The 13,097-nt window shown below is 56.1% G+C and carries 10 protein-coding genes; 3 read left to right on the top strand and 7 right to left on the bottom strand.

What is annotated here, in order from left to right; genetic code table 11:
- Positions 1 to 30: 30 nt before the first annotated feature.
- Genes ADG72_RS00695 through ADG72_RS00705 form a run of 3 tightly spaced genes read right to left on the bottom strand, consistent with a single transcriptional unit; the run spans position 31 to position 3,315 of the window.
- Positions 31 to 1,386, bottom strand: coding sequence for an ABC transporter substrate-binding protein (locus tag ADG72_RS00695; RefSeq protein WP_048711413.1), 1,356 nt, complete (start codon positions 1,384 to 1,386; stop codon positions 31 to 33).
- A 31-nt stretch (positions 1,387 to 1,417) separates the two neighbouring features.
- Positions 1,418 to 2,296: a carbohydrate ABC transporter permease gene (locus ADG72_RS00700; RefSeq protein WP_019126938.1), complete on the bottom strand. Its 879-nt coding sequence runs from the start codon at positions 2,294 to 2,296 to the stop codon at positions 1,418 to 1,420.
- Between the two features lie 11 nt (positions 2,297 to 2,307).
- On the bottom strand, positions 2,308 to 3,315 hold the full coding sequence (locus ADG72_RS00705; protein WP_239667609.1) for a carbohydrate ABC transporter permease: 1,008 nt from the start codon (positions 3,313 to 3,315) through the stop codon (positions 2,308 to 2,310).
- A gap of 147 nt (positions 3,316 to 3,462) precedes the next feature.
- Here ADG72_RS00705 and ADG72_RS00710 point away from each other — a divergent pair, with 147 nt between their 5' ends.
- Together ADG72_RS00710 and ADG72_RS00715 are read left to right on the top strand one after the other, a co-directional pair.
- The gene (locus ADG72_RS00710; protein WP_048711416.1) at positions 3,463 to 5,160 is read left to right on the top strand and encodes a DUF4832 domain-containing protein; all 1,698 of its coding nucleotides are present in this window, start codon (positions 3,463 to 3,465) and stop codon (positions 5,158 to 5,160) included.
- A gap of 114 nt (positions 5,161 to 5,274) precedes the next feature.
- A complete protein-coding gene (locus ADG72_RS00715) occupies positions 5,275 to 6,435 on the top strand; it encodes an ROK family transcriptional regulator (RefSeq protein ID WP_048711418.1) in 1,161 nt (386 codons plus the stop codon).
- 62 nt (positions 6,436 to 6,497) lie between these two features.
- Here ADG72_RS00715 and ADG72_RS00720 read toward each other — a convergent pair whose 3' ends face one another.
- Together ADG72_RS00720 and ADG72_RS00725 are read right to left on the bottom strand one after the other, a co-directional pair.
- Positions 6,498 to 7,679, bottom strand: a complete 1,182-nt coding sequence (locus tag ADG72_RS00720; RefSeq protein ID WP_080978615.1) for a Gfo/Idh/MocA family protein — start codon at positions 7,677 to 7,679, stop codon at positions 6,498 to 6,500.
- A 130-nt stretch (positions 7,680 to 7,809) separates the two neighbouring features.
- Positions 7,810 to 8,526, bottom strand: a complete 717-nt coding sequence (locus tag ADG72_RS00725) for a class I SAM-dependent methyltransferase (RefSeq protein WP_019126933.1) — start codon at positions 8,524 to 8,526, stop codon at positions 7,810 to 7,812.
- Between the two features lie 74 nt (positions 8,527 to 8,600).
- Here ADG72_RS00725 and ADG72_RS00730 point away from each other — a divergent pair, with 74 nt between their 5' ends.
- Positions 8,601 to 9,893, top strand: coding sequence for an isochorismate synthase (locus ADG72_RS00730; protein WP_048711420.1), 1,293 nt, complete (start codon positions 8,601 to 8,603; stop codon positions 9,891 to 9,893).
- Position 9,894: 1 nt separating this feature from the next.
- Here ADG72_RS00730 and ADG72_RS00735 read toward each other — a convergent pair whose 3' ends face one another.
- Positions 9,895 to 11,328 carry a S1C family serine protease gene (locus ADG72_RS00735; protein ID WP_048711422.1) on the bottom strand — a complete coding sequence of 478 codons (1,434 nt, stop codon included), beginning with the start codon at positions 11,326 to 11,328 and terminating at the stop codon, positions 9,895 to 9,897.
- A 44-nt stretch (positions 11,329 to 11,372) separates the two neighbouring features.
- The gene (gene menD / locus ADG72_RS00740) at positions 11,373 to 13,097 is read right to left on the bottom strand and encodes a 2-succinyl-5-enolpyruvyl-6-hydroxy-3-cyclohexene-1-carboxylic-acid synthase (protein WP_048711423.1); all 1,725 of its coding nucleotides are present in this window, start codon (positions 13,095 to 13,097) and stop codon (positions 11,373 to 11,375) included.

A 13,097-nucleotide genomic window follows, 5' to 3' on the forward strand; every position in this document is an offset into this window, starting at 1 on the left:
AATCGACGGAGGCGGGACCCGCTCAGTGGCTTACTTGAGCAGGGCGTTTGCCTTCTCGTTGGCCGCGGTCATGGTCGCCTGAGGATCAGCGCCACCGGCGACCTCCTGGATAGCGTCCTGGATCAGAGCGTTGACCTCGTCACCGTGTGAGAAGACGGGAACCGAGAAGGTCTCCTTGTTCTCAACGACGGTGGTGAATGCCGAGTTGTCCTGGCCCTTTGCCTCGCGTGCCTTCAGGGACGCTTCGGTGCCCTTGATGCTGGCGGGGAAGATGACGCCGGACTCGCCGACCTTGATCTGGCACTTGTCCGAAGCCATGTAGGCGATCCACTTGAATGCCTCATCGGGGTGCTTCGAGCCGCTCCACACGACATCGTGCAGGCCATTCATGGCGCTACGACGTCCAACGGGGCCGATCGGAAGAGGTGCGTAGGCGAACTTCTTCTGCGCATCTGCACCCAGGTAGGAGGAGGTGGTGAACGAACCTGCGATGGTGGATGTGGCGATACCGGCGTTCATCGTTGCGTCGGTGCCCAGCGAGGACTGCTTATCGAACTTGGGGGCATAGCCCTTCTCGATGAGCTGACGTTCCCAAGCGAGGGTGTCGACCAGGCTCTTATCGGCGAAGTTGAACTTGGTGGGATTCACGGTCTTATCGCCGTAGGTGAAGCCGTTGGAAGCGGCGAATTCGCCCCAACCGTTCTGGCCGATTGCGCCGTCTGCCCACTCGGGGTAGTAGCCGTAACGCTTGACGTTGTTCTTATCGAAGGCCGGGTCAAGTCCGTTGTGGCCATTGGCGTCAACAGTGGTCTTTGCAACGAATTCCTGGAAGGTACCGCCATCGGTGGGGTTCCAGGTCAGCTTGGCCATGTCTTCCTTGGTGTAGCCAGCTTCCTTTGCGACCTCTGTGTCGTAGAGCAGACCCATGGTGTCCCAATCCTTGGGCAGGCCGTAACGCTTGCCCTCGAACTTCGACAGATCAGCAAGTCCAGGCTGGTAGATGGAATCATCGATTCCAGCTTCCTTTGCCTTGTCAGTGATATCCAAAATCTGCTTGGAATCAATGAACTGGAGAAGACGCGTGGAGTGATCGACAAAGGTGTCGGGCGCGTTCGATGCTGCCAGCTGAGTGGTCAGCGTATCCCAGTACTGGCCCCATGCGGTCTGGGTGATCTTGACGGTGATGTTCGGGTTTTCTGCATGGAAGTCGTCAGCGCACTTCTGGTACAGAGGAGCTTGACGGTCATCCCACAGCCAGTAGCTGACGGTCACACCGTCGCCCGATGCCGAGGAACTCGAGGTGCTCGAGGAGTTGGCGTTGCACGCGCCCAGGGACAGCGCCATTGCTGCGACAATCCCCGCTGAGACTACGGTACGAGTTTTCATGTGTGGTTCTTTCTCTTCAGGCACTTTCGTGCTATTTGATTCCAGAGAAGTTCAGGGACTCAACCAGCTTGCGTCCCATGAGAATCAGGAGGATCAGGACCGGGATGACGCTGAGCGTTGACCCTGCCATGAGTCCGGTCCAGTCGGGTGCCCTATTGGGCGATTGCTGCTGGAAAATTCCCAGAGCAACGGTGAGGAGCTGAGCGCCTTCGCGCCCGGTCAGCAGCGGCCAGAGGAAGTCTTTCCACATGCCGATGATCGTAATGAGGGTCATCGTCATGATTGGTCCTGCAGACATGGGGATGGTTACTTTGAAGAAACGGCGGACGGGTCCCAATCCGTCAAGCATTGCCGCTTCCTCCACTTCCCGAGGCAGGGAGAGGAAGAACTGCCGCAGGAAGAAGATCGAGAAGGGTGCCATGAAAAGTGCGGGAAGCATCATGCCCTGCATCGTGTTCAGCCAACCAAGCTGCTTAATCAACACGTAGTTCGGCAGAAGCGAGAAGATCCCGGGGATCATGAGCGCACCAATGACGCACGCAAAGAGCGCGTTTTTGAAGGGGAACTTCAAACGGGCAAAAGCGTAGGCCGCGCATGAAGCGAAGAAGGTCTGAATGATAGCAATACCGCCCGCGTAAATCAGCGAGTTTGTTGTTGCAATAGCGAAGTTAATCGTTGCTCCACTACCACCGGCTGCCATGGCCTCTTCAACAGAAACCAGTCCAAGAATTCGCTTGAAATTGATCATCGTCGGGTGTGATGGCCACAGCCTCGTTGATTCGGCAATGAGATCGGCCTGCGGAGTGATCGCCGTGCGGATCATCCAATAGAAGGGGAAAACCGTGACAAGAACTGCGATCGCGATGATTGCCCACGCGACAACTTTGGAAGGTTGGAATTTCTTGAGCATGATTGGTCCCCTTAGGCCAGATCCGATGAGCCGGCGCGCATGAGGCGCAATTGAATTGCGGTGAAGATTGCCAAGACGACAACCAAGAGCATTGCGACGGCGGAGGCGTAGCCCATCTTCAGGAAGGTGAAGCCCTGCTGGTAGATGTAGTAGTAAATGACGCGAACTGCGGGAATTGGGTGTCCGGCGTAACCGATCTGAACCGTATCGAAGATCTGGAAGGATCCAATCAGACCCATGACGAGGACCAGAACCAAAACAGGACGCAGAAGCGGAAGCGTAATTCCGAAGAACATTCGCGTCTCACCAGCGCCATCTAGCGACGCACTTTCATAGAGTTCACCGGGGATCTGCAGCATGCCTGCGTATAAAAGCAGTGCGGTGTATCCGGTGTAGGCCCAGATATTAATTCCGGCGACGATCGGCATTGCTGCGTTGGCGTTGTAGAAAGTCACGCCATCAACACCAACCATTGAAAGTAGGTGAGTAACAAAACCGATATTTGAATCGAGGAGCCATCCCCAGATCAGCGCGATGGCGACATTGGGAACCAGCCACGGCAAGAGCAAGAGCGAGCGAACCCAGGTTGCGCGAGCAAATCGCTGCATGAGTGCTGCAAGAAGCAATCCGAGGAAAGTCTGTCCCACGATGTTGTACAGCGCGTAAGCAATGGTGACTTTGAAGGCGTTCCAGACTTCCTTATCCGCAATTGCCTTGCTGTAGTTGTCCAGGCCAACCCAGTTGGCCTCGCCGATCAGGTTGAAGTCTGTGAATGAGTACCACAGGCCCCGAAGTGCGGGGTAGACGTAGAAGATGAAGAAACCGATGAAGGTTGGAATGAGGAAGATAGCTGCTGCCCGGCGATCATCGCGACGCTTGAGCGTGCGAGTTCCAGCCGCATCTGCGCTCGAGCGCAGACCCTGCTTATTGCCTGCCAGCTGCGCTCCCTGTTGCGCACTGGTTTTCTGCGAATCAGAACCGGTCCCTGACCGATCTTCCGCAAGTGTGGGGCTCTTCATTGAGTACACCTCCATTGCTGTGACAGGCACTAATTAAACACCTTGAACAAAGTTTGTCAAGACCATTGACAAAGCTGATCCCGCTCTGCTTCACTACTTGTCACGAGCTCAATGACAGAGCTCAATCGCCCGAAAGGACTCTCGACGATGAGAAAAACACCAGCTTTTCTTCTCTCAGGCGCACTCGCGACGGCACTGACGATTGCCGCCCTGCCGGCCACGGCCTCGGACGCAGGAAATGGGGAATGGACGCAACTCAAGAGCGCCCCGGCCCCCGTTTCCAACCCTCTCAAGGGTTTCTTCCCCTTCGCGCCCGACGATGGAAGCGAGTTGCCTGCCGCAGAAGGCGCGCTCCCCTACACGATGGAATGGACTTACTTCCCCGTCAGTGACGTTGTCACTGCAAAGGGCGTCTACGACTGGAGCAAGGTCGACAAGATGCTCGATGCTATTGCCTCCCGCGGCCACCAAGCAGTGTTCCGTTTCTACCTTGACTACCCCACCAGGAAGTCCGGAGTTCCGCAGTATCTCATCGATGAAGGAATCAACACTTCCCGTACCTACACGGTCTTTGATAACAATCGCGTATCATTCTCGCCCGACTACAACGACCCCCGTGTTCAGGAAATGATGCTTGACTTCGTCAAGGCACTGGGCGAAAAGTATGACGGCGATGCGCGCGTGGGTTATCTGACCGCCGGACTCATCGGTTTCTGGGGAGAAGACCACACGTGGCCCATGAACGGCGAAGTGAGCGCCGACAACCCCAAGGGTGAAAACTGGATGCCCAGCGACGAATTCCGCGCCAAGCTGGTGGCCGCATGGGACAGCGCGTTCAACGACACCCACATTCTGTACCGCCTTCCCACCGAGGCAACGAAGGCCCACCACATGGGCTACCACGATGACTCTTTCGCCTACTCAACCCTTGACAATGTTGACTGGCACTTCATGGCACACATGAAGAATCAGGGCGAGGACAAGGCATGGCAGAACGTTCCGATCGGTGGCGAGGTCTACCCGCCATTGCAGACCTGCATCTTCTCTCAGCCTTTGAACTGCCCGGGCGCAGAAGCAGAAAAGGCACAGGGCCGTAATTTCGACATGATTGAGTCCATCAAGGCCACCCATGCCACCTGGCTCATCAACCACAAGGCTTTCCTCGTCGGATACAAGGGCGCAGACCTAGAGCGAGCAAAGGAAGCAAATGCTCTCATGGGTTACACCCTGAGCGCGAAGAAAGCCCGGACAACCGTGAAGGATTCCTCCGTCACCGTCGAAGCAGAGATCGCCAACACCGGCCTCGCCCCCTTCTACGCAAATTGGCCGATTGAGATCGCGCTGGTGAACAGCAAGGGAGAGAAGGTCGTTTCCAAGACCATTGAGTCCCCGCTTCCCTCCGTTGAGCCCGGATCCTCAACGATTGTCGAGGCCACGCTTGACCTGAGCAGTGGTGCTGGAGAACGCTCCGCCCAGGCAGCTACCGCCCCAGTAAGCGGAGATCTCAGCGCAGTCCTACGTGTTGTCAATCCGCTGCCCAATGGTGCACCTGTAGCCTTTGCAAACGAAGCAATGGGCACAACCCTTCCCGGCTACCTGAGCTTGGGAACGGTGTCTTTGGGAAGCTCGCTTCCGGCTCAGCCTTCCACACCGAAGGGCAATGACTCGAACACACCCGGCGCTTCCACTGAAGTCAAGGCAGCTAGCACCTCTTCTGAAAAGAAGAGTGCAGAAGCTCCCAAGACAAAGCTGGCACGTACCGGCACCGTCGGTGGCACTGTCCTTGCAATCGCAGCGGGCACACTTGGGCTTGGAGCCCTTCTGATTCGCCGCACGCGCGCCTGATAGGCGTCGCATCTGTCGAATATTCAGAATTATTCGACTCGCCTATCAGCGTAGGCTCAGGATTTCCTTCCTGGGCCTACGCTGAATTGGTCTCATCCCAACGAAGAGAGAGCCATGACTCAGACCTACGGCCCCGACCGCATCAGGGAAATGAATTCCCTCGCGGTGCTCGCGTACCTGCGCGCTATTGAGGACACAACCTCCTCTCAAATTGCTGCCGCAACGGGCCTCTCACGCACTTCGGTCAATGCAACGATCACTGATCTTGAGCGTTTGGGATGGGTCCAATCCCTACCACCGACCTCACCTCCTACCGGGCGCCCCGCAAAGCGCTACCGTTTCCGCTCAGAGTCGGGTTTCGTCTTGGGTATCGATATCGGGGCAAACCGAATCGCAACCTCCTTGACCGATCTATGCGGTGAAGAAAAGTGCTCAGAAGAAACCGAACTGGCTCCTTCGTCGGCTGCGCCAAGGCGAATGGAAGCTGTTCAGCACACCATTTCCCACACTCTTGAGAAAAACCCGTCCTACCGTGACGGCCTGGCACTGATTTCTGTCGCAGTTACCGGCCCCGTTGACGAGGCCGGCAGAATGCCTTTCGGCGGTCCTCTTCCCGGTTGGGAGAGCGTGCCAATGGTCCAAGAGCTTCAGGCATGTTACAAACGCCCAGTTACCGTTGAGAATGACTGTAAATGCGCTCTGGATGCAGAGTCACACCTCGGTCAGGCGCAAGATGTTTCTTCTGCCGTCTACATCATGGCCGGCGCACGAATTGGCGCATCCTTCATGATCGACGGAAAGGTCTGTCGGGGTTCAGCCGGTGCAGCCGGAGAAATCGGTGCACTCCCCCATCTCAATTGGTACAAAACGCCCGCACATTTCTTCACACACTCGCAGTTTCCTGCTGACCTCTCTCATCGCGCAGCAGCACGGTGGGTGTGCGACCGGATGAGGGATGGCGACGCAGAAGCAACGCGAATTGTCAAAGAATTCGCGCGAGACCTTGCCCTTGGAGCAGCGGCGTTGATTCTGACGATTGACCCAGAAGTTCTCATCCTTGGCGGAGGCATCTCGGCATCCGCAGATCTGTGGAAGGATGAATTTTCTTCACGCCTCGAAGAACTCACGATCCACATGCCCGAAATCCGCGTCTCTCAGCTCGGCGGACGCGGGGTGGTCCAAGGTGCTGTATGCCGCGGAATCGACCAAATTACAGCCCACGCGTGCGGAGAGCAATTGCTCCCCGCATCGGAAGTTATTCAGATCGTCTCCTAAATTGATCGCGTCCTAAAAGATTGGGGGGTGGCCGCAGCCACCCCCCACTTTTCACCTGAATCTCAGGCTCCTCGATCCTGGTTATTCTCGAAGTACCTCGTCAATTCAGGACTGACACGCGGGACATCAAAGGGAAGAGAACCCTCACGCAGTGACTTGGTGGCCAGCACTCCCGCAGCAACGGCCTCGCGAGCCCCCAGCGGCGTCGTATCGGTCCGATCACCCTTGGCAACAAAGCGCAAGAACTCGTCCATCGTTGCGACATCGGCATCATCGTGTCCGCCAGCATCACCCTTAATGGGGATCTCGATATCGCCAGTGGGCTCCCATCCACTGCGGTGCTTCCATACGCGAACAACCCCGCCTTCACCATCGCCGAAGTTTTCCGCTCGCCCCTCGGTTCCAATCACGGTGTAGTTACGCCAGTAATCGGGAGTGAAGTGACACTGTTCGTAGGAAATCAGAGTGCCAGAAGCCTGCCTCATCATGAGCATGGAGACGTCCTCGACATCAATCACGGGATTAAGACCGGTGAGAGACGCGGGCGGCCAGTTATCGAAAGAGAACCAGTCACTCATGACCGCATCAGACTTCTGCCCGCTGCGATCAGTGAGCTTTCCGTAGAGCATGAGATCTCCCATGCCAACGACACGCTCGGGGACGGAATCAGACAGCCAGTTCATGACATCAATGTCGTGCGCAGCTTTCTGAAGCAGCAGCCCAGTCGTTCGACTGCGATCTGCATGCCAATCCTTGAAGTAATAGTCACCGCCATTGCCCACAAAGTGACGGCACCAAATTGCTCGGACCTCACCAATCAGACCATCTTGGACGACTTGACGCAGAATGCGCACAACCGCCATGTGTCGCATGTTGTGGCCCACATAGAGCGGAGTCTTGGTCCTGTACGCGGTTTCAAGAACACGATCAGAACCCTCAATAGTGATCGCAATCGGCTTTTCCAGATAGACCGCAACCCCCGCTTCCAAAAGCGCGCAGGTGATGTCTTCGTGAGTGTCATCAGGGCTGGTAACAATTGCGCAGTCAATGCCCAGTTCCAGCAGCTCATCGAGGGTTTCAAACCACGGGTAATCACCCAAAACTTCTGTCGCGCGCTGGCGCATCGCGGGATTGGGATCGCATCCTCCAACCAGTTCTGCAGGAATCGTGGCTTTGTGGCAATTCTCGGCAATGACGCACCGTGCGCCCAAACCAATCACGCCAACACGTAGGGGTGCAGACATTTTTAGCTCCATTCAGGGGTCATCTTTGACACCCCTATTATGCGCCCTCTACCCCACTTATGCAAAGGTCTTGACAAAGTCCCCAAGCGAGAAGCTCCAACTCCTCACTTGAGCAAAAACCTGCGGAACTTCAGTGCTTCACAGCGCGATGAAGAGCAACGATCCCACCCGTCAGGTAACGGTATTGGACGTCACTCCACCCGGCCTCGGCAATCAAGTGTGCAACTTCGGGAGCATCGGGCCACTCGCGAATCGACTCCGCCAAGTAGTCATAGGCGACGTCATCTGAAGAAGCTAGGCGAGCAACCAGCGGCATCACATACTGGAGGTGCAAGGAATACCCCGCACGCAGAGGCACAGAGGTCGGCGTCGAAAATTCGCAGACGACCAGTCGCCCGCCGGGGCGCACAACGCGAGCCATTTCCTCCAGTGCACGCTTGGGATCTGGAACATTTCGCAGACCGTAGGAAATGGTGACAGCATCGAAAGACTGATCTTCAAAAGGAAGATCCATCGCGTCGCCTTGGACGAATTCAATGTCGGGGTGACGATTGCGTCCTACCTCGATCATGCCGGCGGAAAGATCGCAGGCAACAACGCGCGCACCGCTGCGCGCAATCTCTGCAGAGGAGGCACCCGTTCCAGCTGCTAGGTCCAAAATCCGATCCGAGGGCTTCGGCGCCAGCGCATTGGTCAAAGCCTTCAGCCAGACAAAATTCATTCCGCCGCTCAGCAGTGCATTCATCACGTCGTAACGCGAAGAGACATCATCAAACATTGCGGCCACTTGATCTTGAGACTTTCCAAGATCTGCTCGACGCTGCTGGGAGGCAGTCTGTTCACTCATGCATACATTTTCCCATTTACGCGCCACATCGGCACACTTAAGTGGAAGCACACGCAAAGCACTAGCATTGAACCATGCCCTCCGGACACTTTTCGCCGATCCCTACCCTGTACTGCTGGGTTGAGCGCATCGATCCTTCCTCCCCTCACGGGCATCTTCCATTGACTTCTTTCCTTCCCACCTCTGAACTTTGCGCATGGATTCGCGACGAGGCCATGGTCGGCTGGGGGCAAGCGTGGCGTTGGCAGCGCGGGAAGGACCGTCCTCCCCTTGTCGAGGCCGGGGAGAACGCAGCGATTACCGAAGCTGCGCGAGTGTGGGATTTAGTTCGCGAGAAAGCGCTGATCCACTGGGCTGAAGGCACGCGCGATGCATGGGGCCCTGATTTACCCGCTCTTCCGATTGCTTTTGCATCTTGCGCTTTTGAGGACGACGGGGAACGTGTTCTGGTTGTACCGACTTTTCTCATCATCACTCGAGGTTCGACACGTTTCTTGGTGACGAGCTCAATCGATTCGCGTGACAAGCCTGTTTTTGATGCCAAAATTGTCGATCACCAACTCCCAGCTGCCGAAACGCTGAGTATTGGCCCAGGTGCCATGAGTGAGAAGGCATGGTGTGGCGCGCTTGATGAAATCATCGATGCCCTTCGTAATGAAGAGGCAGGAAAAGTTGTCATGGCCCGCGACATGACGATCATTTCTGACTCTCCCTTTGATCAGGCTGCTTTGATTGAGCATCTGCATCAGCGTTACCCCCAAACCTGGACCTTCGCCGTTGCAGGCTTAATTGGTGCGACCCCAGAAATGCTGGTCTCCCTTCACCAGGGAAAGCTCCATTCGCGCGTCCTTGCAGGAAGCAGCAAACCCGAGGATGCAGGTTCGCTCCCACTATCTTTAAAGGATCGTTCCGAACATCTCTTTGCAGTCGAGTCCGTCGTGGCTGCACTTCTTTCTGTAGCGCAGGATGTTCAAGCGCCCGCACGTCCCGATGTACTGATTCTTCCCAATATTGCCCACCTCAGTTCTGATGTATACGCAACTTTCCCCCAGGGAAGCGTTCTTGATGCGGTGGCACAACTGCATCCCACTGCCGCGGTGTGCGGAACTCCAACTGATGACGCGCTGGAGCTCATCCACGCCTACGAACGCACGGAACGCGAACGTTATTCAGGCCCGGTTGGCTGGATTGACGGTGCGGGAAATGGGGAATTCGGCATTGCTCTGCGCTGCGGTCAACTAGAGAACAACGACCGCACCTTGAGGATCTTCGCCGGCTGCGGAATCATGCCAGATTCATTATCCCGCAGCGAATTGGAGGAGACCCAGACCAAGATGCGGCCGTTGCTCGAGGTATTAAACCTTTAGCTCAGTGCTCTGACTGAAGCGTGACCTTTGCAGTGTTCTCAACGCCATCACGCACGTAAGTGACGCTCACTTCTTGGCCGCCCGTGTAGCGACGGACATAACCGACCAAGGACTGCGCCGAGGTGACAGTGTTCCCATCAATCTTGGTAATCACGTCCCCGGCCTTCAAACCTGCAGCTTCAGCTCCAGACCCCTGGCTCACACCAGAAATCTGCGCGCCCGCACGGGTGTCATTTCCTACTCGCGCGGCACCGGTACTGACAGTGACGCCCAACCGAGCATGGTCAACTGTTCCGTTTTGAATGAGCTGATTGACAACCGAAACAACCAGGTCAGAAGGAATCGCAAATCCCAGACCGATCGATCCCGCCTCAGAGTTCGACGATGAGGAGAGCGATGCAATTGAGGAGTTAATACCGATCACTTGGCCATGTTCATTAAATAGCGGACCACCGGAGTTGCCCGGGTTGATCGAGGCATCAACCTGGATGGCATTCGTTGTGATCGATTGGCTCTGATTTCCCTGTTGCTGAAGCTGACCGAAGGGGTCCTTAGAGTTGTCCTGGTTTTGCGATTCCGAGGCTTGCACCTGAACAGGACGATTGAGAGCAGAGACAATACCCGTTGTCACCGTATTCGAGAGGCCAAGAGGCGAACCAATGGCCATGACGGGCTGACCAACCTTGAGATCAGAGGATTGCCCAAACTGGGCAGCAACGAGATCTGAGGGCGGATTCACCAAGCGAATTACCGCGAGGTCAGTGCTCTTATCTGTACCAACAATCTTTGCTTCGTAGATTCTGCCATCAGTTAGGGTGACTTGAATCCGTCCACTTCCATCAACAACCGAGGAAATGACGTGGTAGTTGGTGACGATGTTTCCAGAGGAGTCAACGATCGCACCCGAACCAATTCCCGAGGAATTCTGAGCCGAAACAGAAATAGTGACGACAGCGGGAGATACGGTTTGTGCGACGTTCTCCCAATCAACTGCGGTTCCAGCGGAACTACTCTGAGCGGGTGCGGAGGTCTGACTGACCAGCGGGGTTGTCACTGAAGAATGCAGGTTTTGCCCGATGACCAAGGTTCCTCCGATGGCCAAGCCTGCGGTACAGGCCATCGCCAGGACAAGCGCTCCCCAGCCGGGCCCGCGGCGGGGGTTATGCGTCTCAAGAAGAGTGGGGGTCGGACCTGCGGGAACTCCAGCTAGAGTTTCTCCCTCTGCCGAGGCCTCGGATAAAGGGGGCTGAGCAGAACCAGGAGTATATGCTGCTCCACTTTCAGAAGTGACGGGAGTTACTGCAGGGAGCGGCGCAGTTTCGTGCTGCATCGGCACAGACGCGCCGACCTCTTGCGCGGCCGGTTGCTGGGCGGGTTCTTGCGCGCCAGGTTGAAAGCGCGCATCACCTTGAGGAGTGGTTTCTTCTGGATTCATGACCAACCCATCTCATTTCGTTATCAAATCGTTACATTAGCATCCTACAACGATCGCAAAAATGCAATATCTTCCGTTGGCCGTGAAATGGAGAGGTACAGCACTTCCAGCCCATCAGCTTCTGTATTCAAAATCGCTCGAAGCTCCAGCATTGAACTCACGCGGCGAATCTTCGCCCCATACGCCTGAGCAAGCGCAGTGATATCCACGCGCTGAGCGACTCCGAAATAGCGTTCATACACAGCCTTCGAAGCGCGCTGACCATGCTCCAAACTCTTAAAAATCGAGCCTCCCCGGTCATCCAGGACAATGACCCGACATCGGGGGAATTCCTCTCCGAGAGGCATTCCCATCCCAGAGGCATCATGCAAGAAAGTTAAGTCCCCCATTACGGCATGAACCGTTGGCGGGCATTCATATGATTCTTCCAATGCGCGCGCCCAGCCAAGAGCGGTCGACACATTTCCATCAATTCCCGCAAGGCCTCGGCTCGACCACACCCGCAGGGGACCCCGCGGACCGCACTCAGAATTCCCCTTCGGATCATAGCCTTGGCGTCCGGCAATGAGATCCGCAACCCTGACGGGATTAGACGCGCCAAGGAAAATATGGGAGCAGTCTTGCCATAGGGCATCAAGAACACCAATTTCGCTGAGCTCATCACCATAGGAATTGATCAGTTCATCAACCCCGCGAGCCACCGATTGAGCACGCGCAGACAAGTCTTCACACAAAGAACTTTGGATGGCTGCATCCACGCGATCGGATTGGGTGAGCGACGAAACAACGCAGCTTGCCATGCCATGCAGATCCGTCCACGCTGCATAGGGAGAGACAACAATGACGCGCTTATCAGAAGCCAGAAGTTTCTGGATCGGACGCGACAATGTTGGACGCCCAGTGACAACAATTTGACCGATTCGTGCGACAACATCAGGATCCGCACACAGAGTCTGCTGGAAGGGAACGAGGACTTCACTGCTCACGCCGGTAACCATAGGCTCGGCAAAAACCGGTACCCGCGAGCGCTCAGCCCAGCGCAACACCGTGTCCTGTGCACCGTGACCGGCAATCACAACCGTTGCAAGATCGGGTTTGAGCACCCCCTCTGCACTTGGTTCACGCACAATCTGGGACGGATAGACCTCGACTCCCCCTCCGCGATTTTCCATAAGTTGAAGGCTTTCAGGAGCCTCGGCCTCGTCGCTGGGAGTAAGCGGATCACGGAAGGCACAGTTGAAGTGGATTGGACCTGGAGTTCCGGAGGGATGACCAGCGGCAGCTGCAAGCGCACGCGCAATACGGCCGGGAACACTAGCCAGTTCAGCACTGTCCGATGAAAAATCCCATTCTTCCACGATGTGATCGGAAAAAATTCCCTTCTGACTCATGGTTTGGGATGCCCCGACGCCATGCAATTCAGCGGGACGATCCGCGCTAATAGCCACAAGAGGAAGACGAGAGTAAAACGCCTCGCTAATCGCAGGATAAAGATGCGTAACGGCACTTCCCGAGGTCGTAATCACGCAGGCACGCGCGGCCAGGGAGCCACTGCCTTCCCCCAGCGTGAGTCCGAGGGCAAAAAACGCAGCCGCGCGTTCATCTAGGCGAACGTGCACGCGGATTGGGCTCTCACTCAAAGAGTCATACCGCGCAAGCGCATAGGCGAAGGGCGCATTTCGCGATCCGGGGCAGTACACAAAATCGCGAACTCCACCGGCAATCAGGGAATCAATGATGCACTCAGCCAAAGCTTGTGAGGGGTACAT

Source organism: Trueperella pyogenes (genome assembly GCF_001070855.1).
GTDB lineage: Bacteria > Actinomycetota > Actinomycetes > Actinomycetales > Actinomycetaceae > Pauljensenia > Pauljensenia pyogenes_A.

Excerpts from the sequence above, each read along its gene's own strand:
- ADG72_RS00730 (WP_048711420.1), top strand. The coding sequence starts at position 8,601 with ATGCCCTCCGGACACTTTTCGCCGATCCCTACCCTGTACTGCTGGGTT.
- ADG72_RS00700 (WP_019126938.1), bottom strand. The coding sequence starts at position 2,296 with ATGCTCAAGAAATTCCAACCTTCCAAAGTTGTCGCGTGGGCAATCATC.
- ADG72_RS00715 (WP_048711418.1), top strand. The coding sequence starts at position 5,275 with ATGACTCAGACCTACGGCCCCGACCGCATCAGGGAAATGAATTCCCTC.
- ADG72_RS00725 (WP_019126933.1), bottom strand. The coding sequence starts at position 8,526 with ATGAGTGAACAGACTGCCTCCCAGCAGCGTCGAGCAGATCTTGGAAAG.
- ADG72_RS00695 (WP_048711413.1), bottom strand. The coding sequence starts at position 1,386 with ATGAAAACTCGTACCGTAGTCTCAGCGGGGATTGTCGCAGCAATGGCG.
- ADG72_RS00710 (WP_048711416.1), top strand. The coding sequence starts at position 3,463 with ATGAGAAAAACACCAGCTTTTCTTCTCTCAGGCGCACTCGCGACGGCA.
- menD (WP_048711423.1), bottom strand. The coding sequence starts at position 13,097 with ATGTACCCCTCACAAGCTTTGGCTGAGTGCATCATTGATTCCCTGATT.
- ADG72_RS00720 (WP_080978615.1), bottom strand. The coding sequence starts at position 7,679 with ATGTCTGCACCCCTACGTGTTGGCGTGATTGGTTTGGGCGCACGGTGC.
- ADG72_RS00705 (WP_239667609.1), bottom strand. The coding sequence starts at position 3,315 with ATGAAGAGCCCCACACTTGCGGAAGATCGGTCAGGGACCGGTTCTGAT.
- ADG72_RS00735 (WP_048711422.1), bottom strand. The coding sequence starts at position 11,328 with ATGAATCCAGAAGAAACCACTCCTCAAGGTGATGCGCGCTTTCAACCT.